Here is a 22961-nt window from a genome sequence, read left to right as displayed (position 1 = left end):
CATGTTATGCCGGGATGAAATCCGGGGGAGAGAATGCGATGACAGAGACGAACGAAACGCCTGCGCGTTCCGCTTTGGTAACCGGCGCAGGGTCCGGCATCGGACGCGCGACCGCGCTTGCCTTTGCCGCAACCGGAGCGCGCGTGATCGCGAGCGATATCGACCCCGCGCGCCTCGAATCGCTGAACGACGAACTGGGCGAAGGCCATGTCACCGTGGCGGGCGACATCACCGACCCCGCTACAATCGAGAAACTGGGCCTGGCCGCGGGCGGGCGCGTCGACATTCTCGCCAATGTCGCGGGGATCATGGACCGATTCCTGCCCGTCGGCGAGATGGACGATGCGCTGTGGCAAAAGGTGTTCGACGTCAACGTCACCGCGCCGATGCGGCTGATGCGCGCGGTGCTGCCCGGTATGGTCGATGCGGGCGAGGGCGCGATCGTCAATGTCGCGTCGGCCGCCGCGCTCCACGGCGGCCGGGCCGGCGCGGCCTATACCGCGTCGAAACACGCGCTGATCGGCCTCACCCGCAACACCGCCGTCTTCTATGGACCGCAGGGCATCCGGGCCAATGTGATCGCACCGGGGCCGGTGGCGACGGGAATCGAAGGGGGTATGGCCTCGCATCTCGCCGCGCAGCGCATGGGGCCGCTGCTCAAATCGATGCTGCCCCCGCCGACCACGCCGGACGTGCTCGCCGAACAGATCGTCTGGCTGGCAAGCGAAACGGCGACCAATATCAACGGCGCGGTGCTGAGTTCGGACGGCGGCTGGGCGGCGATCTGACGTTCCGGCCGAACGCGGTCGGACAGCTCGCCGAGAAACCTTCCGCCGCGGGCTAATGGGAACGTGCGCGCACCTGCTTCACGATCAGGATAATCAGTGCCCAGGGAAGCGGTGCCAGCCCGATCAGCAGATTGGCGGGATTGGAAAGCAGGGTTTCGCGAAATGCCGGCTGGCTGATCAATTGATGGGCGATCAGAATCGGGAAAGCCCAGAAAGCGTCATACCAGCGCTTTCCCAACAAGCCGACCAGCGCACCGATGACGATGGCCTGCGGTGTGATCGCCCAGACCATCAGCGCCTGCACCACTCCGCCAAGATCGATTTCCGGCGGAGTGAAGGAAGTCATGTCAGTTCAGTCGTCCCATGCCCGAGATGGTCTGATCGACCAACGCCTTGTCCGCTTCTACACCATGTTTGTCGGCGATGATAGCGGCGGCGGCCTGCGCGGCGGCATCGGCCGCCTTGGCGCGCACATCGGCAATCGCGGCGCGTTCGGCGGCGGCGATCTTGTCCTCGGCCATCTGCTTGCGGCGCTCGACCAGTTCGGCGGCATCCTTTTCCGCCTGCGCGATCACGGCCTTGGCCTCTTCCTCGGCATGCGCGACCATCGCAGCGGTTTCGACTTCGACCGAAGCGATCTTGCGCGCATATTCGGAACGCAGCGCTTCGGCTTCTTCGCGCAGCTGCTTGGCTTCGTCGAGACGCAGGCGGATCGCAGCGATCTGATGGTCGAGCGCGCCGGCAATCAGCTTGGGCACACGCTTCCACAGCACCACCAGAAGGAGCACCAGCATCGCCAGCGACACCCAGCCGGTGCTGTCGAGCCACAGTGCCGTCGGCGACGCATGCGCCACTTCGGTGCCACTATGCTGCTCGCCCGAAGGCGGCATGCCTTCGGCGTCGAACACGTCGGCGCCCTGGGCGGCGCCGTGACCCGTCGTGTCAGTCATGGAGCACAGCCTTTACAGCCGCGCGGGCCTGCGCATCGTCCACCGAAACGCCAGACAGGCGCTGTACGATGTCGCTCGCGGCCTCGGCGGCGATGGTTTCGACCTGGGCGGCCGCGGCCTTGCTGGCTTCGGCGAGTTCGGCTTCGGCTGCTTCGAGCCGTGCGTCGATCCCCTTGCCGGCTTCGGCCAGCGTCGCTTCGGTATTGCCGGCGGCGGTCGAACGCGCCTCCGCCAGCTTCTTCTGCGCGGTTTCCCGCGCGACATTCTCTTCCGCCCGCCAGCGTTCCTCGACACGGTCGGCTTCGGCACGCGCGGTTTCGGCGGCCGAAAGGTCCGCCTTCACCTGCGCGTCGCGCCGGTCGATCGTGTCCTGCACTTTCGGCACCATGCCCCGTCCGACGACCAGGTAAACCAGGCCAAAGACAAGGACCAGCCAGAACAGCTGGGAGGCGAAAGTCGCGTCGAGTTGCTCGATTTGCGGCATGAAAACGCTCCGCTAGTCTTTTCGGGCGAGCGGGACATCCCCACCGCCCGAACAGGACTATGGTCAGCCCTGAGCGACGAAGATCAGAAGCACAGCGACAACGAACGACAGCAGGCCGAGAAGTTCGGCGGCGGCGAAGCCGATGAACATGTTGCCCTGCTGGCCGGCGGCAGCGCTCGGGTTGCGAAGCGCACCCTGCAGATAGGCCGCGAAGACGTTGCCCACGCCCAGCGCCGCGAGACCCGCACCGATGGCCGCAAGACCGGCACCCAGGAACTTGATGGTATCAGCGTCCATTGAAGAAACTCCCTCGATAAAATTCAGTAACTAGAAATTCGAAAACTCAGTGATGGTCGTGCAGATGCTCGGCATCATTGATGTAGAGCGCCGTCAGCAGCGCGAACACATAGGCCTGGACCCCGGCGACCAGCAGTTCGAGCGCCGAAACGCCGACCATCAGCGCGAAGCTGGGGATACCCACGGCAAGGCCGAGACCCGCGCCGCCCGCCGAAGCATTGATGATGAAACCCGCCAGCACCTTGAGCAGGATATGCCCCGCAGTCATCGCCACGAAGAGTCGCAGCGCGAGGCTGAACGGGCGGACCATGAAGGAAACGAATTCGATCGGCGCGACGAGCAGCAGCACGGGAACCGGCGTTCCCTTGGGCGCGAACAGCGAGAAGAAGCGCAGCCCGTGCTTGGCGAAACCGACGATCAGCACGATCGAGAAGCTCATGATCGCGAGCACGCCGGTGATCGTGAAATGGCTCGTCACGGTGAAGGGATGCAGTCCGAAAACGCCGAGCGGCAGCAGCCCCGCGACATTGGCGAACAGGATGAACATGAACAGCGAGAAGACATAGGGCAGGTATTTCTTGCCCGCCTCGCCGATATTGGCGTGCAGCATGTTGAGCACGAAACCGGTGAAATTCTCGATCAGCATCTGGCCGCGCGTCGGCACCACCCTGCCCTTCATGCCGCTCAGCATGAAGAACCAGAGCGCGATCGCGCCGACCAGCATCCACATCGCGCTGTTGGTGAACGCGATCTGATGGTTTCCGATCTGGAACATGTCGAAGATCGTCTGCACCTCGAACTGGTGCATCGGGTCGATCTTGCCGGCTTCTTCCGCCACTATGCGCTCGCCCTCGGTTATACCCAAAGCGCCCGAAGCTTCACTCCGAGCGCTGTGTCGAAATCCTGATGATGTTCCTGAACGCGCTGGCTATTCCGAGGAACAGCAACACGAGCAGGAGCCACGGAGAAGTGCCCAGGAAACGATCGAGCACCCACCCGATCAAGGCACCGCCGACCATCCCCCCGATCAGCTCGGCAAGAACGCGATTGCCCAGGCGATAATTGCGATCGCCGTCGGCCCGCGCCTTCCCGCTGCGGATCGCCTCTTCGGATTTTGCCTGCCGCAACCGCTCGTCGAGCGAGGTGAGACGTGCATCCTCCTTAAGGGGATCGAGCCCGGGTTCGTCTTCGGCCATTCGAATCTCCGCAAGCCAGTGGTGGCGAGCGCCGATACGAACCGCCAAAAGCGAGCCCGCCAAGGCAGGGGCCGTTTAGGAATGGGGAACGGTCAAGTCAACACTGGCGCGAGCGCCCCGACGAACGGCATCGCAGGGGCGGCGGATTGCCGTGCGCGCGCCGCGATCAGATACAGCGCGAATCGCGAATCGGCGCCGAATCGTCGCGCGTCAGCCAGCGGCCGTCGGGCGCCTGGTATTTCTCGCCCGGTTCGGTCTGCACGATCAGGCGGCACCCGGTGACGAACGCGAACTGCTCGACGGTCGAGCCTTCTTCCGAAGCGCCCCGGGTGTAGATCGCCTTGCGGCGGATGTTGATGTCGCTCACCAGCGCGCGCAGTTGCGGCGTAGCCTCTCCGACAATGCCGATATAGCCGTCGGGCTGCTCGCCCACCTGGCCCGCGGCGCGCGCAGCGGCATAGGCCGGGTCGCGGTCCTGCGGCAGCACCATCGCGCCGGCCGCGGAGGCGGCGCCGGCCGCGATCAGCGCGGCGATTGCGATCTTCTTGGCGAATTTCATCAGAAAACCCCCGGATTGTCCTGGATCACCGTCTTGGCCTTGCTGTCCAGCCGGTAGACCACTTCCTGCGTGATCGAAATATTGAGGTTGATGACGATCGGCTTTTCCGGCGCCCGGATATTGATGCACCCGCCGAGCATGAGCATCGGCGCGGCGATCCCGGCAGCGGCAAGCGCGGCTCTCCACCTCTTCTTCTTCACTGTCACGATCATGGCACGTCTTCGCTTTCCTCAGGCTGAACGGTTTCGGGTTGCTCCGCCGTCCGGCGCTGCTCCTCGATCAGTTCGGGCAGCTGGGTCTCGATCAGAATCGAGGGATCGTACCAGCTCTGTACCGATCGGACGAGTTGCCGGAATTTGGCGCGGATGGTGATGTTGAACACGATCGGCAGCCGCGTCAGCCGCCGCGTGATGAAATCGGACTTGGCGTCCTCGCCCTGACCCACGCCGGCGAATCGGATCCGCGTGACCATCTCGCCGTCCAGCGGCCCGTCCATCTCAAGGTCGAGACTGCGATAGCGCAGCGATTTGAGCGCCTGGAATGCGTAGTTGCCCCAGACCCCCAGGTCCTCCTGCGTCAGTTCGCCGACATAGGCGATGGTCCCGCCGTTTCGCGATTCCAGCCGACCGCCCTTCACCGTGCCGCCGGTCGAATCGAACACGATCGGCAAGACGCCGTCGAACACGCCGGTGGCGTCGAGATTGTCGAAATCGGCTTCCTGGAGGAACCGGGCCGCATCCACGCCCTTCGCGCGGAACACCATTTCGCGTTCCACCTGCTGACCGAAATCGAGCACCGTCGGTTCGAGCACCAGCTCGCCGCCGGCAAAGGGCCAGCGCCCGTCCTCGATCGCGATCTTCTGTTCGCCGAGCAGGCGATAGCGAATCGTGCCGTCTTCCACCGGGATGCCGGGATTGAGCAGCGTGACCGTTGCGGTCTGCACCTGCCCTTCCGGCGTGGCGAGGCCGAGCAGATCGCCAAAGGCGATTTCGGTCGAGAAACCGGTGACCGGGCCGAATGCCGCCGAAAGGTCGGTATTTTCGGTGCGAAAACTGCCGTCGCTGGTCACTTCGTTGCCGTTCCAGGCAATCCGGCCCTGCCCGCTCACTTCGCCGCGAACGTCCGCGATCACGCCATAGGTGAGCCGCGTCAGTTCGGCGGGCTGCAGCCCCTCGGGATCGAAGCGCAGCCCGCGCACGTCGAGCACCGCCTGCCCCGCGCCGCTGCCCAGATCATGCTCCAGCGTCACGGCAGTCACCGTCTCCTCGCGTTCGGGGAGGTGCAGCGTCCCGCCCGCCTCGATCTGATTGCCGTAGAGCGTCAGCAGGATATCGTCGCTTTCAAGCGGATTGAAGCGCGGCTCCTCGGCGGCGTCGGCGACGCGCAGCCCGCCATCGAGCGTCAGCTTGCCTGCCGCCAGCGTCCAGTCGCCCGCGCCTTCGCTCAGCAGCAGCGGGACTTGCCCGATCTGCCCTTCGGCACCCGAAAAGACGCCACCCAGCTTTCCGTCGGCGACGATGCCGGTGAGATCGGCGACATCGATTCGCGTCATGCTGTCGCCCGAACCGATCCGCGTCTCGACGCCCGCAAGCGCGAAATTGGCGTCCGCCAGCGTGAAGCGCCCGCTGTCGGCGGAAAGCCGCAGCGGCGTTTCCCCGATCCGTCCGACGAGCGCCATGTCGCGGGCGCGCACCCCGCCCGAAACCCGCCCGTTGGAAACCGTCACCATCCCGGCACCCTCGGGGCACAAGGTCAGCCGCGTCGCCTCGAGCGTGAGCGCCGAAAATTCGAGCCGCTCGAACCCGGCGGGAACGCAGGCCGCATTGACGGTCAGCCTTCCGGCGCCGTTCCACCGCGCCACCAGCGGCAATGTCAGCCGCTCGACCTGCCCGTCGGGCAAGGGCCCGGACAGCGTCGCGCGGGTCGCGATCCGGGTCACGCCGTCGGAGGTGGCGCGAAATTCCACGGGTTCGAGCGTAAGCCGCGCATTGCCGGCGGCATAGGGCGCGATTCGCGCCTGTCCGATGATCGGCGCACCGGGAGCGGCCTGCGTCAGCGCGATTCGCGCCTCGGGCAAATCGCCGCCATCCATCGTCAGGCTGCCGTTGAGCGTGATGCCGCCCGCGCTGTCATATCGAATCGCCGGGTCGCCGGTCAGCCGCACCCGCGCGCCGCTATCCGCGGCGAGCGCCAGGTCGGTGACGGTCGCGATGCTGCGCCCGCCGGCAACGCTGAGCGAGAATTGCCCCGAGCCCCGCGCCGATCGGGCCGCCGTTGCCACGGCCCGGGCCAGCTTGTCGGCGAGCGGTGCCACGGGCGTCCCCGCGCCAGCCTGCGCCATGCCGTCCAGCGAAGCGAGCGTCGCGCGCGAAGGCGCGATGCGATCCGCGCTCAGCGCTCCGGCAACGATCGACTTCTCCGCCAGCCTAAAGCTGCCCTGCAACCGCACGTCGTCCATCTCCCCGGGCGCCGCGGCGATCCGCTGCGCATCGAGATCGAAGCTGCCGCTGGTCAGCGTGGCATCGCCTTCGAAGCGAAGTCGCCCGCCGAGCCGTTCGGCCTGCACGCCCTGCCCCGCCAGCCGGTCGACGTCCATCGTCAGATCGCCACGCCATTGCGCGAAACCGGAGTCGAGCCCCAGTTCGACATCGCCGCGAACGCCCCGCGCGCGAACATCTCCGCAATCGAGCGCCGCCGCACGCACCGGCCCGCGCAGCGCGGGCGCCCCCCGGGCGATGCCGAGGTCGCCCACGATCCGCACGTCGCGCGCGATACAGTCCTGTACCGCAAGTTCCGGCGCCACCGCCGCCATTCGTCCGCGAAACCCGTCGTCGAGCCGGCCCTTGCCGCTGATTTTCAGTCCCACCGCGCCATAGCCGCTGTCCAGCCGCACGCGCAGATCGGCGATGTCGACGCGCATTTCGGGAAGCGCGAAGGGCTTGCCCGAAGGCGGCGGCATCAGCTTGTCGATATGGCCGAGCGAGAGCTTGCCATCCTCCAGCCGCGCGGAAAGCCGTGCCGGGCCCAGCCGAACCGCCGAAACGCGCGCGCCGGAAAACAGGTCGATATCGACTTCGATCCATTCGGCAACCAGGTCGGGATCGGCCGGATCGCCGATCACCACGTCGCTCAGCCGCTGCGTGCGAAAGCCGATTTCCTCCACGGAATAGCGCGCCGGAACACCCCTGCTGGCCAGTTCGCGCGCGATGAAGTCATCGGCGATCTCGCGCCGCCGGAACCACAGCACCGCCAGCACGATGCCGAGCACGGCCAGCAACGCCACCAGCGCGCGGAGCAATCCACGCCAGCGCCTGCCCTGCTGTACTTCGTTCGCGGCGGTTTCGGTCACGCGTCCTCAACTCCGGCGTAACGCCTTCGTTGCGCACGCATTGTACATCCTACGCATGCTCCGTTGCGCCGCGCCAGCGGCTTGCTACACCTTTGTGGGACATGAGCGTCTCAGGATCCGACAATAGCGGCCATCGCGCCCGCCTGCGCCAGCGATTGTTCGAGGGCGGGCCGGACGCGTTGCTCGATCACGAACTGGTCGAATATCTGCTCGCGCTCGCCATCCCGCGCCGCGATACCAAGCCGCTGGCCAGGGCGCTGCTCACCGAATTCGGCGGGATCGCCGGACTGCTCACTGCCGATGCCGAAGCGATCGCGCGAGTGCCGGGGATGGGCGAAACCAGCGCCGCGGCGCTCAAGACCGCGCATGCCGCGGCGCTGCGCCTGCTGCGCGCGGAAGTCGCCGAGCGGCCGGTTCTCGCCAACTGGCAGGCGCTGCTCGACTATCTGCGCGCGGACATGGCGCACCACGCGATCGAGCGCGTCCGCGTGCTCCATCTCAATACGCGCAACATGCTGATCCGCGACGAACTGATGCACGAAGGATCGATCGACGAGGCGCCCGTCTATGTCCGCGAAGTCATACGCCGCGCGATCGATCTCGGCTCGGCGGCAGTGATTCTGGTACATAACCACCCCTCGGGCGACCCTTCGCCCAGCCGGGCGGACATCGAAATCACCCGCAGTGTCGCCGAAGCGGGCAAAAGGCTCGGCATCGCGCTGCACGATCACATAATCCTCGGCCGCGAAGGCCATTCGAGCCTGCGCGCGATGGGCGTCATCTGAACCGGGAAAGGCAATGGACAAGCGATGCGTCGATCGATGATGGCAATGCTGCTCTGCATACCGGCCGCGTGCACGCCTGCGCCAGGCGGCCTTTCCGCTACCGCTCCCGTCACGACTGTTCAGGCCCGGCTGGCTTCAGTTTCCGAAGTCGGGCTGTTCATCGGCGACGTCGAGGAAGTCGGCTATTCCTACACGCTCGCTCCCCTCGACACGTTGCTGCGGCCGATCGTGGCGATTGCGCGCGAACCATGTCCCGCTGCGCCCGGCCCGGATCCGGCCTACGAACTGACGCTCCAGCGGCAGCGCATGACAATCGCCTTGCGCGAAGGGCAGGATTCGGCGCTGATATCCGATCGCGCCGTTCTTTCCTGCAGGGCGCTGCCGCGCTGATCCGCTTTGCCCGGCGAAAGAAAACGGCCGCCGGACTCTCGCCCGGCGACCGCTTCCGTTTCGACCATGTCGAATACGATTACATCGCAGTGTCTTCCGCGGCCTCCGGCGCTTCGGCCGATTCCTCGGTCGCGGGTTCCTCGGCTGCCGCGCTTTCCGGCGCTGCCGGGGTGAGCAGCGTGATCATTTCGGCCTTCGAAACCGAAGCGCTGCTGTCCTTGTCGGCGAATTCGAACGCGCGCGTCAGCCAGGCCGAGCCCGCTTCCGAAGCCGGATCGAAAGTCGGCTCGGAATTCTTGCGCAATTCGGTCATCCACGCCGCGAATTCCGCCTGTTCCAGCGCTTCGCTGGTATCGAGATCATATTTCGACCATTCGGCTTCGACCAGCTGCGTGATCTGGTCCGACGTCGGACCGCTCTGCGCCTGCTGGGTTTCCTCGGCGGCCGGCGCGTCCTGCGCGGGTGCCGTATCGGCCGCCTGCGCGAAAGCCGGAGCGGCGATCAGAAAGGAACTGGCGAAAAGAATCTGTTTCAACATTTTGGACTTCGTCTCCTTCTTTAATCGGGATTATGTTTTCGACCCGAATTCAAAGTCCCCACTTCGACAAACCAAACGTGCGGCCTGCGGTGGGAGTTTCGTGTGGCGACCCGTTGCCGGGTCAGTTTGCCCTTGCTAGGGCGCGGCTCACCGCAGTTCGGCTCCGAAACCGCGGAGAAAACTCTTTCCGAAAGGTCATCGATGGTCCCGCGCTACGCCCGCCCCGCCATGACGGCGCTCTGGGAGCCCGAGGCGAAATTCCGCATCTGGTTCGAAATCGAAGCGCACGCGACGGACGCGCTCGCCGAACTCGGCGTCGTTCCGAAGGACGCGGCGGCGGCCATATGGGAAAAGGGCGCCTTCGAAGTCGATCGCATCGATGCGATCGAAGCCGAAGTGAAGCACGATGTCATCGCATTCCTTACCAACGTGGCTGAACATGTCGGGCCCGAAGCCCGGTTCATGCACCAGGGAATGACGTCGTCGGACGTCCTCGATACCTGTCTGGCGGTCCAGCTCAGCCGGGCCGCGGACATCCTTATTGATGATCTCGACAAGCTTCTCAACGCCATAAAGCACAAAGCGCATGAACATAAGCTGACCCCAACGATCGGGCGCAGTCATGGCATCCATGCCGAACCCGTAACATTCGGCCTGAAACTCGCGGGTTATTATGCCGAATTTTCGCGTAATCGCGCGCGTCTCGTCGCGGCGCGCGAGGATATCGCAACCTGTGCCATATCGGGAGCCGTGGGTACTTTCGCCAACATCGATCCGCGCGTCGAAGCACATGTCGCGGAGAAAATGGGACTGTCGGTCGAGCCGGTATCGACGCAGGTGATCCCGCGCGATCGCCACGCGATGTTCTTCGCCACGCTCGGCGTCATCGCCTCGTCGATCGAGCGGCTCGCGACCGAAGTCCGCCACCTGCAGCGCACCGAAGTGCTCGAGGCGGAGGAATATTTCTCGCCCGGGCAGAAGGGCAGCTCGGCGATGCCGCACAAGCGCAATCCGGTGCTCACCGAAAACCTTACCGGTCTCGCGCGCATGGTGCGCAGCGCCGTCACCCCGGCGATGGAGAATGTCGCGCTGTGGCACGAGCGCGACATCAGCCATTCGTCGGTCGAACGCTTCATCGGCCCCGACGCGACGATCACACTCGATTTCGCGCTCGCGCGGCTGACCGGCGTGGTCGAAAAGCTGATCGTCTATCCCGAGCGGATGCAGAAGAATCTCGATCGCATGGGTGGCCTGGTCCACTCGCAGCGCGTGCTACTGGCGCTGACGCAAGCCGGGGTCAGCCGCGAGGACGCCTATCGCCTCGTCCAGCGCAATGCGATGAAGGTGTGGGAATCGGACGGCGAACTCTCGCTGCTCGACCTGCTCAAGGCCGATAGCGAAGTCACCGCCGCGCTGACACCCGAACAAATCGAGGAACGTTTCGACCTCGATTATCATTTCAAACATGTGGATACGATTTTCGAGCGCGTCTTCGGCGCATGACCCCAACCCATAAGGCGCTTCGCGAGCGTACCGCCGACGCGCATGCGCGCGTCGACGCCGTGTTCGCGCACTATGACCTCACCGATCGTGCGAGCTATCGCGCGATGTTGGAGGCGCATGCGGAGGTGCTGCTCAGGCTGGAAGCGCAGCTGGACCATTGCGCCGAATTGGTGATCGACGATTGGAGCGAGCGCAAACGCACCGCCTTATTGAACGAAGACCGGCATGACCTTGGCATGGTGCGGCTGCCGATCCAGGGAAAGGCGGTAATCGGCCATGTCACTTCGACCGGCGTATCAACCGCTCCCCTGGAAAGCGGACGAATCCGGCAGCTTTTGAACAACGAGGAGCCGGCGCGGCAAAAGGCAGCGATCGCCGGCACGCTCTACGTCCTCGAGGGATCGCGGCTGGGCGGCAGGTTTCTCGCCAGGCGACTTCCGCCCGACTTTCCCCGTCGCTATCTTGATGCAGATCAACCTGCTGATAAATGGCGGAAATTTCTGGAAAAGTTCGACGCCCTTCTATATCAACAAGCGCTTCTGGATTCCGCTGCGGAAGCCGCGGTCGAAGCCTTTGCGGCGTTTGAGCGTTCGGGTCGCAAATGGTTGATGAAAGCGAAGTGAGTGGCGGATAACGACAGCGAAGGTTTCCACGTCGATCTCACCAATTGCGATCGCGAGCCGATTCACCAGCTCGGCGCGATTCAGCCGTTCGGCTTTCTGATCGCGCTGTCGTCGGACTGGCTGGTCAAGCGCGCTTCGGCCAATATCGCCGATACCTTCGGCGTCGTGGCGGACGACATGCTCGGGACACCGCTGACCGACCATTTTTCGGCCCACGCCGTGCATCAGCTGCGCAACCGGCTGACCGTGCTGCGCGGCGCGGACGCGGTCGAGCGCATTTTCGGCGTCGCTGTCTTCGCCGACCAGCCGAACCGGCTGTTCGACTTCGCGTTGCACATGATCGGCGACACCATCGTCCTTGAAGGCGAGCCATGCGAAGCCGAGGCCGCCAGCGATCCGGCGTCGGCGATCCGCGCGATGATGGCGCGGCTCGACAACACGACCGATCTCACCGGCTTCTTCCGCGAAGGCGCGCGGCAGGTGCGCGCGCTGACGGGGTTCGACCGCGTGATGGTCTACCGGTTCGACATGGACGGTTCGGGCACGGTCGTCGCCGAAGCCGCGCGCGCCGGGATCGGCAGCTTTCTCGACCTGCGCTATCCGGCGAGCGACATCCCGCAACAGGCGCGCAAACTCTATCTGCGCACACCGTTCCGCATCATCGTCGACGTCCATGCCGAACCGGTGCCGATCCTGCCGCAGCGCGACGAAACCGGCGAACCGATCGACCTGTCGCTTTCGGTGCTGCGCTCGGTCTCGCCGATCCATATCGAATATCTGCAGAATATGGGCGTCGATGCGTCGATGTCGATTTCGATCATCGTCGAAGGCAAGCTGTGGGGGCTGTTCGCCTGCCATCACTATGCCGGCGCCAAACGCCCGGGATTCGAGCGCCGCTCGATCGCCGAACTGTTCGGACAGATGTTCGCGCTGAAACTCGAAAGCCGCGAGCGCAAGGCGCTTTCCGCCTATGAAACCAGCGCGCGCGCGACCAGCGACCGATTGCTCGCCGCCGTCGCGGGCGATGCCGGGCTGCTCGACAATCCCGAATGGCTCGGCAACATGCTGCAGGAAACGGTGCCGTGCGACGGCATCGCGATCTGGATCGACGGCAAGCTCGCGACCAGCGGCATGACGCCGCCCAATGACGCGGTTCCCGGCATCGTCCGGCGCCTCAACGCGATGGCTGCCGGGCGCATCTACGCCACCGATCATCTGAGCGACGTATTGCCGCAGGCGGCCGACTATGCCGATGTCGCCGCCGGGCTGCTCGCCATTCCGATCAGCCGCACGCCGCGCGACTACGTACTGCTCTTCCGTCAGGAAAAGATCCGCACGGTCAATTGGGCGGGCGACCCGCACAAGCCCGCGCAGCTCGGCCCGCACGGCCCGCGCCTGACGCCCCGCAAGAGTTTCGAGCTGTGGGCACAGGAAGTTCGCGGCCGTTCCGAACCGTTCAACGAAGCTGAACAGCGTGTCGCAGAAATGCTGCGCGCCTCGCTGATCGAAATCGTCCTTCGGCTTTCGGATGATGCGCAGGAAGAAAAGCGCCGCGCTTCCGAACGGCAGGAATTGCTGATCGCGGAGCTCAATCACCGCGTTCGCAACATCCTCAGCCTGATCCGCGGGCTGGTGCGCCAGTCGCGCGATCCCGGCGTCGACACGGCGTCCTATATGGAACTGCTGGAGGGCCGGATCGAGGCACTTGCCCGCGCACATGATCAGATCACGCAGGACAATTGGAGCCCTGCTCCGCTGGCCCGGATCATCGATACCGAAGCAGCTGCCTATCTCGGCACGCGGGCGGGACGGATCGATCTCGACGGCCCGATGGTGATGCTGCGCCCGCAGGCGTTCACGACGCTCGCGCTGGTGCTGCACGAGCTGATGACCAATTCGGCCAAATATGGCGCGCTTTCGGACAGCGGCACGATTCGCGTCACCTGGAACCTCGACGACGAAGGCGATTTGCGCATTCAGTGGCGCGAACGCGGCGGCCCCGCCGTCCAGCCGCCGACCCGTCAGGGCTTCGGATCGACGATCATCCAGCGTTCGATCCCCTATGATCTCGGCGGGCTGGCCGAAGTCCGCTATCCGGTAACGGGACTGGAGGCGGATTTCTGCATTCCCGCCAAACAGGTCGCGCTCGACGGCGCCGCGCCTTCGCCGCAGGAACAGACGCGGACCAACGCGTTCGAAACCCCCGCCGTGCCCGAAATGCGTCCGGTGCTTTCGGGGCCGGCGCTGCTGGTCGAGGACAGCCTGATCATCGCGATGGACGCCGAGGATATCCTGACGCGGCTGGGCGCCAGTCGCGTCGTCACCGCCGCGACCATCGACCAGGCAAGGGCAGAACTGAGCAGCGAAGCGTTCGAAGTCGCGGTGCTGGACGTCAATCTGGGATCCGAAACCAGCATCGTGATCGCCGATGCGCTGCGCGAGATCGGTGTGCCCTATATCTTCGCCACGGGCTATGGCGAGCAGTTGCAACTGCCCGACGATCACGCCGAAACGCCGGTGATCCAGAAGCCCTATACCGGCGGCAACATCGCCTGGACGCTCGGCGAACTGCTCGGCCGCTGAGCCGGCTATTCGGCGGCTTCCACGCGCTCTCCTTCGAAGTCGCGCCGCGCGTCCTGGATCGCGGACAGGTTTTCGCGCACCCATTCGCCCAGCGCATTGACGGGGCAGCGCAGCGAATCGCCGAGCGGCGTCAGCGCATATTCCACCTTGGGCGGGTTGGTCGGATACACCGTCCGCTGCACGAACCCGTCCCGCTCCAGCCCGCGCAGCGTGAGCGTCAGCATGCGCTGCGAGATGCCGTCGATCGTGCGCTGCAGCTCGCTGAACCGCAGCGGCCCTTCGCCCAGATTCATCACGATCAGCAGGCTCCACTTGTCGCCCACGCGTGCCAGCACTTCGCGCACGGGTGCACAGCTTCTCTCCGTGTAACGAGGTTCCAAAAATGTGCCTCCTTGTACGCTGCGGAACACCGCATCATCTGAACGCTTGTTACGAATGGTAACCGGAAAAAGGAATTCAGAACATGCTCAATATCGGCCTGATCGTCGGCAGCACGCGGCCGGAACGATTTTCGGACAAGGCGGCGCAATGGGTGGAGGATACCGCCGCCGATCGCAGCGATCTGAAACTGACCCGGCTCGACCTGCGCGAAGCCGACCTGCCGTTCTTTCAGGAAGATCTGCCCCCGCTGATGAGCGGCGGCAAGTTCGAACATCCCAAGGCGGCGGCATGGGAAGAACGCCTCTCCGCCTTTGACGGCTTCATCGCCACGGTAGCCGAATATAACTACGGCCCGGCAGGCGTGATGAAAAACGCATTCGACAATGCACTGAACGGATGGACGCGCAAGCCGATCGCCTTTGTCGGCTATGGCGGCGTCGGCGGTGCACGCGCGATCCAGGCGCTGCGCGTCACCACATCGGGCCTGCGCATGGTGCCGATCGGTCCCGAAGTGAATATCGCGGCCGACACGTTCATGGCCGCGCTGACCCAGGGCAAGCCGCTGGGCGGGTTCGATCACCTCAATGCCGCGCTGGGCACGCTGCTCAACGAGACTGTCTGGTGGGGCAATGCCCTGAAGCCCGCGCGCAACGCCGGCTGATACGCCGGGCTCCGGGCAAGGCAAAACCCACGCATCTGCCCAAAGCGGCTATTTGGGACGCAGCCGAACAGAGGGGCAGATGCGTGGGTCGTTTCCGGCCGCGAGTGGGATCGGGCCGGAACGATCCGTGTCAATCAGCGGCAACGGCGACCATTGTCGTCGGTGGCGATTTCGTTGCCGATCACTGCGCCCAGAATGCCGCCGATCAGCGCGCCGGTGCTGTCGCCCGGCCGATCGAGGCTCGAACCGATCAGTGCGCCCGCGACGCCGCCGATCAGGATGCCGGTCGTGCCGTCCTGGCGGTGGCAATAGTAGCGGCCGCCGTCGCCCCGCCACACCGGGCCGTTATAATAGCCACGCGTGTCATAGTAGTTGGCGTAGCGCGGAGCCGGCCGCGGCGCGACATAAGTGACGCGAGTGTTGCGGCGCTGATCGCGATAGTCGCGCCGCGCCTGGCGATAGTCGCGACGATCCTCGCGCCGGTCGCGGCGATAGTCGCGCCGGTCCTCGCGACGGTCCTGACGCGCATCGCGGCGATAGTCGCGACGATCCTGACGATCATCCTGGCGTTCGTAGCGATTGCCGTCATAGCGCTGCGCCGAAGCCGGCGCGGTCATTGCGGGGACCGCGAACGCGGAAATGAGAATGCCGAGTGCGAGCTTGCGCATGAGAGAACTCCTGTTCTCGCCGGGCTCCTCCAGCTCGGCGTGTAACAGGTGTTTACGCCGATTCGGCTGACGAGCTTCTGAATTGCGCTGTTAGCTGGCGTTCAGGAAATTACGGGTTCGTAACGGGCGCGGCATCCTCGCCGCCCGGAATATCCGCTTCGTTGCCAACAAAGCCGAACATTCCGCCCGATTTCCCAAAATCCGATTCGAAGATCGCGTTTACGAGGCAGGTCATTTCGTCTTCGCTGGCTGAATCGCGCTGCATCACATCGAGGTCAAGCGTCAGATAGCCATCTCTGGCAATCAGCGTTCCGCGACGCTCGAGCTTGCAGAACGCCTCCATACGTTCCGCAAAATCGGCAAGGCTGTCATGCGCGGGATCATAGCTGGGGAGTGAATTGAGCATATCGCGTTCAGCCAGCCAGGCGCGCGCCATCCGGTGCGCGGCTGCCGCGCTTTGCCGCGCATATTCCTCGGCGAAAAGCCGGCTCACTGTAGCATCTTCGAAATAGAACTCGCCGTCGCTGTCGAGCGAAACCACAACGAGGCACGCAATCCGATCCGCGTCATAGGATGCGGAGGAAAAAACGAAGACCGTTTCCTCGAGCGCTTCGACATAGTCGGCGCCATAATCGGCAGGAGCAACGCCGCAGCGCTCGATTGCCTGCGAAACATCGGAATGGTGCTGCGCGTCCTGTCCGGCAACCGGGGCCGTCATCATCAGCAGCGCGGCCGCAGCCAGCATCACCCCAGCGCCGCCTTGATCTTCGAGAAGAAGCCCTGGCTCTGCGGGCATTCCTCGCCGGTTTCGATCGTACGAAACTCCTCGAGCAGCTCGCGCTGGCGCGGGCTCAGCTTGGTCGGCGTCTCGACGTCGATCCTGACGACCAGGTCGCCGCGACCACGCCCCTGCAGCACGGGCATGCCCGCGCCGCGCTGGCGCTGTTCGCGGCCCGACTGGGTGCCCGGCGCGATCTTGATCGTGTGAACCTCGCCGTCGAGGCCGGGAATCTCGATCTCGCCACCCAATGCGGCAGTGGTGAAGCTGATCGGCGCATGCGCGTAGAGCGTCGTGCCTTCGCGCTTGAAGATTTCGTGTCGCTTCACATGCAGGAAGATATAGAGGTCGCCGGACGGAGCGCCGCGCGCACCGGCCTCGCCTTCGCCCGACAGGCGAATGCGCGTGCCTTCGTCGACACCGGGCGGGACGTTGATCGTCAGCGTCTTGGGCTTGTCGACCCGGCCTTCGCCGCGGCAGTCGGTGCAGGCCTCCTCGATGATCTGGCCCGCGCCGTGACAGCTCGGGCAGGCGCGCTCGACCACGAAAAAGCCCTGTTGCGCGCGGACCTTGCCGTGCCCGGAACAGGTGCGGCAGGTTTTCGCGGACGTGCCCGGCTTGGCGCCGCTGCCTTCGCAGCTGTCGCACGGCGCGGATACTTCGATCGTAATGTCGGTGGATTTGCCATCGAACGCTTCTTCGAGGCTGATTTCCATGTCGTAGCGCAGATCGGCGCCGCGCCGGTTCGGGCGCCCGCCGGCACTGCCGCGTCCGCCGCCCATGAATTCGCCGAACACGCTTTCGAAAATATCGCTGAACGCGCCGAAGTCCTGCGCGCCGCCGCCACCGCCGCCCATGCCGCCCTGCTGAAAGGCGGCGTGGCCATAGCGATCATAGGCCGCGCGCTTCTGCGGGTCCTTGAGCACTTCATAGGCCTGGCTGGCGGCCTTGAACTTGGCTTCCGATTCCGAACACCCGCCGGTGCGGTCCGGGTGATATTTCATCGCCAGCTTGCGATAGGCGGACTTGATCGTCGCGTCGTCCGCGGTCCGCTCGCACCCGAGAATTTCGTAATAGTCGACTTCGGTGGTCATAAGAACTCCACGCCCGAACGGCTCCCGGTCCCGCCCCGGACGGCAGGATCATGCAATCCGCCGCCATTTCGGGGCGAAACCGGGAAGCGTTTCATGGCGTCTTACGACTTGTTGTCGTCGACTTCGGAGAATTCGGCGTCGACGACTTCCTCGTCGTCGCTTGCAGCCGAACCCTCGGCAGCGCCTTCCGCAGCACCGGCCTCGCCCTGCTGCTTCTCGTAGATCGCCTGGCCGAGCTTCATCGCGACCTGGGCGAGCTCCTGCGCCTTGCTCTGCATGGCTTCGGCGTCGTCGCTTTCGATCGCGGTCTTGGTTTCGGCGATCTTGGCCTCGATCTCGCTCTTCAGCGACGGGTCGATCTTGTCGCCATTCTCCTCGAGCTGACGCTCGGTGGTGTGAACCAGGCTTTCGGCATTGTTCTTCGCCTCGGCGCCTTCGCGGCGCTTCTTGTCCTCTTCGGCGAACTGCTCGGCGTCGCGCACCATCTGTTCGATGTCGGCTTCGCTGAGGCCGCCCGAGGCCTGGATGCGGATCTGCTGTTCCTTGCCGGTGCCCTTGTCCTTGGCGGACACGTTGACGATGCCGTTGGCATCGATGTCGAACGTGACTTCGATCTGCGGCACGCCACGCGGCGCGGGCGGGATGCCGACCAGATCGAACTGGCCGAGCAGCTTGTTGTCCGCCGCCATTTCGCGCTCGCCCTGGAAGACGCGGATCGTAACCGCCTGCTGATTGTCATCGGCAGTCGAATAGACCTGCGACTTCTTGGTCGGGATCGTCGTGTTGCGATCGATCATGCGCGTGAACACGCCGCCCAGCGTCTCGATGCCAAGCGACAGCGGCGTCACGTCGAGCAGCAGCACGTCCTTGACGTCGCCCTGCAGCACGCCCGCCTGAATGGCGGCGCCGATCGCGACGACTTCGTCCGGGTTCACGCCGGTGTGCGGTTCCTTGCCGAAGAATTCCTTCACGACCTGGCGCACCTTGGGCATGCGGGTCATGCCGCCCACCAGCACGACTTCGTCGATGCCGGCATTCTTGACGCCGGCATCGGCCAGCGCCTTGCGGCACGGCTCCAGCGTGCGCTGGATCAGGCTGTCGACCAGACGCTCCAGCTCCGAGCGGCTGATCGTCTTGACCAGATGCTTCGGGCCGTTCTGATCGGCGGTGATGAAGGGCAGGTTGACTTCGGTCGTCTGCGCCGAGCTAAGCTCGATCTTCGCCTTTTCGGCGGCTTCCTTCAGCCGCTGCAGCGCCAGCTTGTCCTTGGTGAGGTCGATGCCCTCATCCTTCTTGAAGGCGTCGGCGAGATACTGAACCAGCGTCGAGTCAAAGTCTTCGCCGCCCAGGAACGTGTCGCCGTTGGTCGCCTTGACCTCGAACACGCCGTCGCCGATCTCGAGGATCGAGATGTCGAACGTGCCGCCGCCAAGGTCATAGACCGCGATCGTCTTGCCGTCGTTCTTTTCGAGGCCATAGGCAAGCGCGGCCGCCGTCGGCTCGTTGATGATGCGCAGTACTTCAAGGCCCGCGATCTTGCCGGCGTCCTTGGTCGCCTGGCGCTGCGCGTCGTTGAAGTAGGCCGGCACGGTGATCACCGCCTGGCTGACGGTTTCGCCGAGATAGCTTTCGGCGGTTTCCTTCATCTTCTGCAGGATGAAGGCCGAGATCTGCGACGGCGAATAGTCCTCGCCGCCCGCCTGCACCCAGGCGTCGCCGTTCGTGCCCTTGACGATGTCATAGGGCACCAACTCGGTGTCCTTCTTCGTCACAGGATCGTCGAAACGGCGCCCGATCAGGCGCTTCACGGCGAAAACCGTATTGTCCGGGTTGGTGACGGCCTGGCGCTTTGCAGGCTGGCCGATCAGCCGCTCCCCATCCTTGGCGAATGCGACGATCGACGGCGTGGTGCGCGCGCCTTCCGAATTTTCAATAACCTTGGGCTTGCCGCCTTCCATTACGGCAACGCAGCTGTTGGTCGTGCCCAGGTCGATACCGATTACTTTAGCCATGGTCCCTCGTTTGGCCCCCGTCTAACAAAAATTGCCTCGCTTTCATGCGCCTTTAGCGGCCGCATGAGAGCTTGTTTCGGAAAGCGATATAGGTGGGCTTTGGCTTGCCGCAAGATCGCCCCCCTCCTAGGAAAATCCCGCATTTCCCGAATCGAGATGGAGTCCCCCGTCATGCGTCCCTTGCTCGCCCCCCTCGCCGCCGCCGCGATGCTGCTCTCCGGCTGCCAGCAGCGGGACAAGGCGCTCGAGGTCCACGAGGCCTGGGTGAAGCTGCCCGCGGTCCCCGGCAATCCGGGCGCGGCCTATTTCACCATCGACGGCGGATCGGAGGGCGCGGTGCTGGTCAAGGTCGCCGCACCCTTCGCGCTGCGTAGCGAAATGCACGAGAGCATGGCGATGGACGCACCGGGCGGCGAACACATGACCGGCAGGATGGGCGAGCATATGAACGGCCAGATGGGCGATCACATGGCCGGCGCGATGACGATGGCGCCGATCGCCGACGTGCCGGTTCCCGCGCACGGCACGCTCGCATTCGCGCCCGGCGGCAGGCATGTCATGCTCTACGACATCAGCCCCGACGTGAAGCCGGGCGACAGCGTCCCGCTCCGTTTCGAATTCGCGCAAGGCGCGCCGATCGCGATCGAGGCGACGGTGCTCGCCGCGGGCGATCCGATCCCGGCGGACTGAACTTGACCGCCGACATATCGGGTCAGCGATCCAAACGCCCGCTGACGCCCGGCGAAATCACGCTCTGCCGATCGGTGTTCGGCGAGGCGATCGATTACGACCGCGCGCGCATCGCCAACCGCAAATGGGCCTTTTTCCAGCCGAAAAAGGTAACGATGGCGCCGCTCGGCACAATCCACTTCCACCCCGAAAGCGGCCTCTATCGCGACGATTTCGGCGAGGCGTCGCTCGGCCTCCAGGGATTGTTCCTCCACGAAATGGTGCATGTCTGGCAGCATCAGCAGGGAATCTTCCTGCCGCTCGCGCGCCACCCCTTCTGCAGCTATCGCTACACGCTGAAGCCCGGCCGCCCCTTTCGCCACTACGGCATCGAGCAGCAGGCGGAGATCGTGCGCCACGCTTTTCTGCTGCGGCACGGGGCGGCGCCCGGTTGCGATGCGCCGGCAGCGGCACTGGAAGAACTGCTCCCCTTCTAGTCGCGCCCGGGCCTGGGCACCGGCCGATCAATCATCGTCGCTTTCGCTTTCCGTCGGGCGCGCGTCGCGCAACTGCGAAGGGCGCCGCTGCGGTCGCGCACCGGGCGAAGGCGATGGCGTTGGCGCGGGAGCTGCCCGGGGCGGCGTCGGCACGGGGGTTGCCCGTGGTGCTGGGCGCGGAGCCGGCTGGGCGCGAGTGGGACGCGCAGGTGTCGGCGCAGGCTGCGCACGCGGCGGCGCGGCACTGCGATCCTCGACGCGCTCGGGCGGTGTCGGCCGCTGTTGCCCCGGACGCGCGTCGGTCTGGACCGGCGGCGGATTCGGCACGTCGATCCGGCCGGGCTGAGGGCGCGGATTGCTCGGCCGATCCTCGGCGCGTTCGGGCCGCGGCGGGCGCTGCCGCACGGGCCGTTCATCAGCGCGATGGGGCAGCGTACGCGGCGGCCGATCGGGGCGCGGCGCTTCGCGTTGCGGCGGCTGCGTCCCCGGCCGCGGTGTCATCGGCCGGTCCTCGGCCATTTCCGGCCGGTCGGGCCGATCGCGCACCGGGCGCCGACCGACCGGCCCTTCGGCGGCCTGTGGATCGGGCGTGGCCCGGGGCGTCGGCGCCGGCGCCGGCGCGGGGGTCGGACGCGGCGGCCGATCGGGGCGATCGGGCCGTTCCGGGCGATCGGGACGCTGATCGCGGCCTGGTCGGTCATGTCCGTCGCCACGGCCCGGCGGCGGCCCCTGCCGCCCGCCCTCGCGCCAGTGCCGCCAGCGTTCGGAAGCATCGCGGCGGCGGCGGCGTTCGGCTTCGAACCGGTCGCGGTCCGTCCGCGTGCGGCGATATTGCGCCCAGCCCGGCTGTCGCTGCCATCCCGAATCCCACTGCGCGCGCGTCGAATAGAAGAAGAGCGAGAACTCCGCCCACTGGGTATAGCCCGGCTTGTACCAGCCGCCCCCGCCGCTGCCGCCCATCGCGTCATGGATGCGCCGTCCGCGCGCCAGATCGGCATAGGCAAGCGACCGCAGCGGCTCCGCCTCGCCCGGCGACAGCATCCGGCCATAGCGATCATAGACCGCCACTGGTCGCCCGCGATCATAGGCGAAGGCATAGTCGAAATCGCGCACCAGGAACGGCGCCCATTCCCCCGGTTCGAAAAAATAGCTGCGCAAGCCGCCGCCCGCCGGCTCGACCACCATCCAGTATCCGTCCGCGGTCTGCCACGCCCAGGGATAGCCGCCGTCGAAGGCAAAGGAGAAATCGGGCGGCGCATCGCCGAACGCATCGGCCAGCGCGTCGGCGCGGTCGATCCAGGCATAGCCGCCATAGCCGATGTCCTGCAGCCACGGCCCCGCCGCGGGCGCCGAATATCCCGAATAGCCGGTGGCATAGGTACAGCCGCCCAGAACCAGCGCAGCGCCCATTGTCGCGGCATGGATCGCCGATAGTCTCCGCCTCGCCATTCGCCTTCCTCCCCGTCGCGGTCGCGGGCGCATCAGGCGCCACACGCGCTGAACCCAGGATTAGCGGCTTCGTCGCGCCGATGACAGCCGATAACATGGGGGCAGGGTGCCCCGGGGCGCTATCGCGGGGTCGGCAGCGCGCCCGCCAGAAAATCCATCTTGCCCAGCGTGACGCCCTTCATGCGCAGGATCGCATAGGCGGTGGTGACGTGGAAAAAGAAGTTGGGGACCGAAAAGCCCAGCACATAATCGCGCGCGATGAAGTCGAAGTCGCGCGAGGGAGTCTTAAGCGTCACCGGCCGCTCGTCGCGCCCCTCGAAATCGGCGCGATCGGCCCGCGCGAGCAGCGCCAGCGTCGCATCGATCCGCGCGGCGAGATCGGCAAAACTGGTTTCCGTGTCCGCCATCGGCACGTCGGCGACACCGCCCACGCGCACCGCCACGAATTTCGCAGCGTCACAGGCCAGCTGCACCTGCGCCGTCAGCGGCCGCATATCCTCGGCCAGCCGCGCTTCGGTCAGCGCGCTTTCGGGCAGGCCCCGCGCCCCGGCATGCGCGCGGCCCTTTTCCAGAAACGCCTTCATATTGGTCAGCCCGCGTTCGAACAGCGGGATCGAAACATCGTATAGGTTCATGCCGGCGCCCTTCCACCGATGCGGAGACACCCGCGCGATGGCAGCATGCGCGCCGCCGGGCAAGCGCGGAAC

26 protein-coding genes are annotated in these 22961 nt (G+C 65.5%); 9 read left to right on the top strand and 17 right to left on the bottom strand.

The annotated features are described in order from the left end of the window. Window positions 1–38 precede the first annotated feature (38 nt). Entirely contained in the window at window positions 39–788 is a 750-nt protein-coding gene (locus tag G5C33_RS05165; RefSeq protein WP_165326241.1) for an SDR family NAD(P)-dependent oxidoreductase, read from the top strand. 52 nt (window positions 789–840) lie between these two features. Here G5C33_RS05165 and G5C33_RS05160 read toward each other — a convergent pair whose 3' ends face one another. The 9 genes from G5C33_RS05160 to G5C33_RS05120 form a co-directional block, all read right to left on the bottom strand. Beyond that, window positions 841–1134, bottom strand: a complete 294-nt coding sequence (locus tag G5C33_RS05160) for a hypothetical protein (protein WP_165326240.1) — start codon at window positions 1132–1134, stop codon at window positions 841–843. A gap of 1 nt (window position 1135) precedes the next feature. After that, a complete protein-coding gene (locus G5C33_RS05155; protein ID WP_165326239.1) occupies window positions 1136–1738 on the bottom strand; it encodes a F0F1 ATP synthase subunit B family protein in 603 nt (200 codons plus the stop codon). Continuing rightward, complete coding sequence (locus G5C33_RS05150) at window positions 1731–2222, bottom strand: F0F1 ATP synthase subunit B family protein (protein WP_165326238.1); 492 nt, start codon at window positions 2220–2222, stop codon at window positions 1731–1733. The genes G5C33_RS05155 and G5C33_RS05150 overlap by 8 nt, the downstream gene beginning before the upstream one ends. A 63-nt stretch (window positions 2223–2285) precedes the next feature. Then, a complete protein-coding gene (locus G5C33_RS05145) occupies window positions 2286–2519 on the bottom strand; it encodes a F0F1 ATP synthase subunit C (protein ID WP_165326237.1) in 234 nt (77 codons plus the stop codon). A gap of 46 nt (window positions 2520–2565) precedes the next feature. Beyond that, entirely contained in the window at window positions 2566–3327 is a 762-nt protein-coding gene (locus G5C33_RS05140; protein ID WP_165328718.1) for a F0F1 ATP synthase subunit A, read from the bottom strand. Window positions 3328–3397: 70 nt separating this feature from the next. Next, window positions 3398–3715: an AtpZ/AtpI family protein gene (locus G5C33_RS05135; RefSeq protein ID WP_165326236.1), complete on the bottom strand. Its 318-nt coding sequence runs from the start codon at window positions 3713–3715 to the stop codon at window positions 3398–3400. A 166-nt stretch (window positions 3716–3881) separates the two neighbouring features. Then, complete coding sequence (locus G5C33_RS05130; RefSeq protein WP_165326235.1) at window positions 3882–4274, bottom strand: YdbL family protein; 393 nt, start codon at window positions 4272–4274, stop codon at window positions 3882–3884. Beyond that, complete coding sequence (locus tag G5C33_RS05125; RefSeq protein WP_407698064.1) at window positions 4274–4474, bottom strand: YnbE family lipoprotein; 201 nt, start codon at window positions 4472–4474, stop codon at window positions 4274–4276. The genes G5C33_RS05130 and G5C33_RS05125 overlap by 1 nt, the downstream gene beginning before the upstream one ends. Window positions 4475–4482: 8 nt before the next feature. After that, window positions 4483–7623 (bottom strand): intermembrane phospholipid transport protein YdbH family protein, encoded by a 3141-nt coding sequence (locus G5C33_RS05120; RefSeq protein WP_165326233.1) that lies wholly within the window; start codon window positions 7621–7623, stop codon window positions 4483–4485. Between the two features lie 101 nt (window positions 7624–7724). Between G5C33_RS05120 and radC the strand changes: the two genes are divergently transcribed. Both radC and G5C33_RS05110 read left to right on the top strand, forming a co-directional pair. Next, on the top strand, window positions 7725–8408 hold the full coding sequence (gene radC, locus G5C33_RS05115; protein WP_165326232.1) for a RadC family protein: 684 nt from the start codon (window positions 7725–7727) through the stop codon (window positions 8406–8408). Window positions 8409–8432: 24 nt separating this feature from the next. Next, window positions 8433–8798, top strand: a complete 366-nt coding sequence (locus tag G5C33_RS05110; protein WP_165326231.1) for a hypothetical protein — start codon at window positions 8433–8435, stop codon at window positions 8796–8798. A gap of 79 nt (window positions 8799–8877) precedes the next feature. Here the strand turns inward: G5C33_RS05110 and G5C33_RS05105 are convergent, their stop codons facing one another. Then, window positions 8878–9336: a hypothetical protein gene (locus tag G5C33_RS05105; RefSeq protein WP_165326230.1), complete on the bottom strand. Its 459-nt coding sequence runs from the start codon at window positions 9334–9336 to the stop codon at window positions 8878–8880. Between the two features lie 201 nt (window positions 9337–9537). Between G5C33_RS05105 and purB the strand changes: the two genes are divergently transcribed. From purB to G5C33_RS05090, 3 genes are read left to right on the top strand one after another with little or no spacing between them, the layout of a single operon-like run. Further along, entirely contained in the window at window positions 9538–10839 is a 1302-nt protein-coding gene (gene purB, locus G5C33_RS05100; protein ID WP_165326229.1) for an adenylosuccinate lyase, read from the top strand. 59 nt (window positions 10840–10898) lie between these two features. Then, on the top strand, window positions 10899–11462 hold the full coding sequence (locus G5C33_RS05095) for a biliverdin-producing heme oxygenase (RefSeq protein WP_165326228.1): 564 nt from the start codon (window positions 10899–10901) through the stop codon (window positions 11460–11462). Further along, entirely contained in the window at window positions 11463–14045 is a 2583-nt protein-coding gene (locus tag G5C33_RS05090) for an HWE histidine kinase domain-containing protein (RefSeq protein WP_165326227.1), read from the top strand. A gap of 5 nt (window positions 14046–14050) precedes the next feature. On the opposite strand, the gene G5C33_RS05085 is transcribed toward G5C33_RS05090, so the two are convergent. After that, window positions 14051–14389 (bottom strand): winged helix-turn-helix transcriptional regulator, encoded by a 339-nt coding sequence (locus G5C33_RS05085; protein ID WP_323126182.1) that lies wholly within the window; start codon window positions 14387–14389, stop codon window positions 14051–14053. 119 nt (window positions 14390–14508) lie between these two features. On the opposite strand from G5C33_RS05085, the gene G5C33_RS05080 reads away from it, so the two are divergent. Continuing rightward, complete coding sequence (locus tag G5C33_RS05080) at window positions 14509–15087, top strand: NADPH-dependent FMN reductase (RefSeq protein WP_165326225.1); 579 nt, start codon at window positions 14509–14511, stop codon at window positions 15085–15087. Between the two features lie 134 nt (window positions 15088–15221). Here the strand turns inward: G5C33_RS05080 and G5C33_RS05075 are convergent, their stop codons facing one another. From G5C33_RS05075 to dnaK, 4 genes are all read right to left on the bottom strand, one after another. Then, on the bottom strand, window positions 15222–15755 hold the full coding sequence (locus G5C33_RS05075; protein WP_165326224.1) for a glycine zipper 2TM domain-containing protein: 534 nt from the start codon (window positions 15753–15755) through the stop codon (window positions 15222–15224). 109 nt (window positions 15756–15864) lie between these two features. Continuing rightward, window positions 15865–16503 (bottom strand): hypothetical protein, encoded by a 639-nt coding sequence (locus tag G5C33_RS05070; protein WP_165326223.1) that lies wholly within the window; start codon window positions 16501–16503, stop codon window positions 15865–15867. Beyond that, window positions 16500–17627 carry a molecular chaperone DnaJ gene (gene dnaJ, locus G5C33_RS05065; protein WP_165326222.1) on the bottom strand — a complete coding sequence of 376 codons (1128 nt, stop codon included), beginning with the start codon at window positions 17625–17627 and terminating at the stop codon, window positions 16500–16502. The genes G5C33_RS05070 and dnaJ overlap by 4 nt, the downstream gene beginning before the upstream one ends. Window positions 17628–17728: 101 nt before the next feature. Continuing rightward, window positions 17729–19639, bottom strand: a complete 1911-nt coding sequence (gene dnaK, locus G5C33_RS05060) for a molecular chaperone DnaK (RefSeq protein WP_165326221.1) — start codon at window positions 19637–19639, stop codon at window positions 17729–17731. 171 nt (window positions 19640–19810) lie between these two features. Between dnaK and G5C33_RS05055 the strand changes: the two genes are divergently transcribed. Both G5C33_RS05055 and G5C33_RS05050 read left to right on the top strand, forming a co-directional pair. After that, window positions 19811–20329, top strand: coding sequence for a copper chaperone PCu(A)C (locus G5C33_RS05055; protein ID WP_228275194.1), 519 nt, complete (start codon window positions 19811–19813; stop codon window positions 20327–20329). Window positions 20330–20331: 2 nt separating this feature from the next. After that, window positions 20332–20805, top strand: a complete 474-nt coding sequence (locus G5C33_RS05050) for a vgr related protein (RefSeq protein WP_228275193.1) — start codon at window positions 20332–20334, stop codon at window positions 20803–20805. 27 nt (window positions 20806–20832) lie between these two features. Here the strand turns inward: G5C33_RS05050 and G5C33_RS05045 are convergent, their stop codons facing one another. Together G5C33_RS05045 and G5C33_RS05040 are read right to left on the bottom strand one after the other, a co-directional pair. After that, window positions 20833–22254: a hypothetical protein gene (locus tag G5C33_RS05045; RefSeq protein ID WP_165326219.1), complete on the bottom strand. Its 1422-nt coding sequence runs from the start codon at window positions 22252–22254 to the stop codon at window positions 20833–20835. Window positions 22255–22373: 119 nt separating this feature from the next. Then, complete coding sequence (locus tag G5C33_RS05040) at window positions 22374–22889, bottom strand: DUF1993 domain-containing protein (RefSeq protein WP_165326218.1); 516 nt, start codon at window positions 22887–22889, stop codon at window positions 22374–22376. Between the last annotated feature and the right edge of the window lie 72 nt (window positions 22890–22961).

The sequence above is a fragment of the Sphingosinithalassobacter tenebrarum genome, from assembly GCF_011057975.1.
Taxonomy (GTDB): domain Bacteria; phylum Pseudomonadota; class Alphaproteobacteria; order Sphingomonadales; family Sphingomonadaceae; genus Sphingomonas; species Sphingomonas tenebrarum.
Note: the sequence above shows the minus strand (reverse complement) of the source record. Positions and strands in the feature narration are given on the sequence as shown.

What these genes read in the sequence shown, in the direction of transcription:
- G5C33_RS05165 (WP_165326241.1), top strand. Translation starts at nt 39, where the DNA reads ATGACAGAGACGAACGAAACGCCTGCGCGTTCCGCTTTGGTAACCGGC.
- G5C33_RS05160 (WP_165326240.1), bottom strand. Translation starts at nt 1,134, where the DNA reads ATGACTTCCTTCACTCCGCCGGAAATCGATCTTGGCGGAGTGGTGCAG.
- G5C33_RS05155 (WP_165326239.1), bottom strand. Translation starts at nt 1,738, where the DNA reads ATGACTGACACGACGGGTCACGGCGCCGCCCAGGGCGCCGACGTGTTC.
- G5C33_RS05150 (WP_165326238.1), bottom strand. Translation starts at nt 2,222, where the DNA reads ATGCCGCAAATCGAGCAACTCGACGCGACTTTCGCCTCCCAGCTGTTC.
- G5C33_RS05145 (WP_165326237.1), bottom strand. Translation starts at nt 2,519, where the DNA reads ATGGACGCTGATACCATCAAGTTCCTGGGTGCCGGTCTTGCGGCCATC.
- G5C33_RS05140 (WP_165328718.1), bottom strand. Translation starts at nt 3,327, where the DNA reads ATGCACCAGTTCGAGGTGCAGACGATCTTCGACATGTTCCAGATCGGA.
- G5C33_RS05135 (WP_165326236.1), bottom strand. Translation starts at nt 3,715, where the DNA reads ATGGCCGAAGACGAACCCGGGCTCGATCCCCTTAAGGAGGATGCACGT.
- G5C33_RS05130 (WP_165326235.1), bottom strand. Translation starts at nt 4,274, where the DNA reads ATGAAATTCGCCAAGAAGATCGCAATCGCCGCGCTGATCGCGGCCGGC.
- radC (WP_165326232.1), top strand. Translation starts at nt 7,725, where the DNA reads ATGAGCGTCTCAGGATCCGACAATAGCGGCCATCGCGCCCGCCTGCGC.
- G5C33_RS05110 (WP_165326231.1), top strand. Translation starts at nt 8,433, where the DNA reads ATGCGTCGATCGATGATGGCAATGCTGCTCTGCATACCGGCCGCGTGC.
- G5C33_RS05105 (WP_165326230.1), bottom strand. Translation starts at nt 9,336, where the DNA reads ATGTTGAAACAGATTCTTTTCGCCAGTTCCTTTCTGATCGCCGCTCCG.
- purB (WP_165326229.1), top strand. Translation starts at nt 9,538, where the DNA reads ATGGTCCCGCGCTACGCCCGCCCCGCCATGACGGCGCTCTGGGAGCCC.
- G5C33_RS05080 (WP_165326225.1), top strand. Translation starts at nt 14,509, where the DNA reads ATGCTCAATATCGGCCTGATCGTCGGCAGCACGCGGCCGGAACGATTT.
- G5C33_RS05075 (WP_165326224.1), bottom strand. Translation starts at nt 15,755, where the DNA reads ATGCGCAAGCTCGCACTCGGCATTCTCATTTCCGCGTTCGCGGTCCCC.
- dnaJ (WP_165326222.1), bottom strand. Translation starts at nt 17,627, where the DNA reads ATGACCACCGAAGTCGACTATTACGAAATTCTCGGGTGCGAGCGGACC.
- dnaK (WP_165326221.1), bottom strand. Translation starts at nt 19,639, where the DNA reads ATGGCTAAAGTAATCGGTATCGACCTGGGCACGACCAACAGCTGCGTT.
- G5C33_RS05055 (WP_228275194.1), top strand. Translation starts at nt 19,811, where the DNA reads ATGCGTCCCTTGCTCGCCCCCCTCGCCGCCGCCGCGATGCTGCTCTCC.
- G5C33_RS05045 (WP_165326219.1), bottom strand. Translation starts at nt 22,254, where the DNA reads ATGGCGAGGCGGAGACTATCGGCGATCCATGCCGCGACAATGGGCGCT.
- G5C33_RS05040 (WP_165326218.1), bottom strand. Translation starts at nt 22,889, where the DNA reads ATGAACCTATACGATGTTTCGATCCCGCTGTTCGAACGCGGGCTGACC.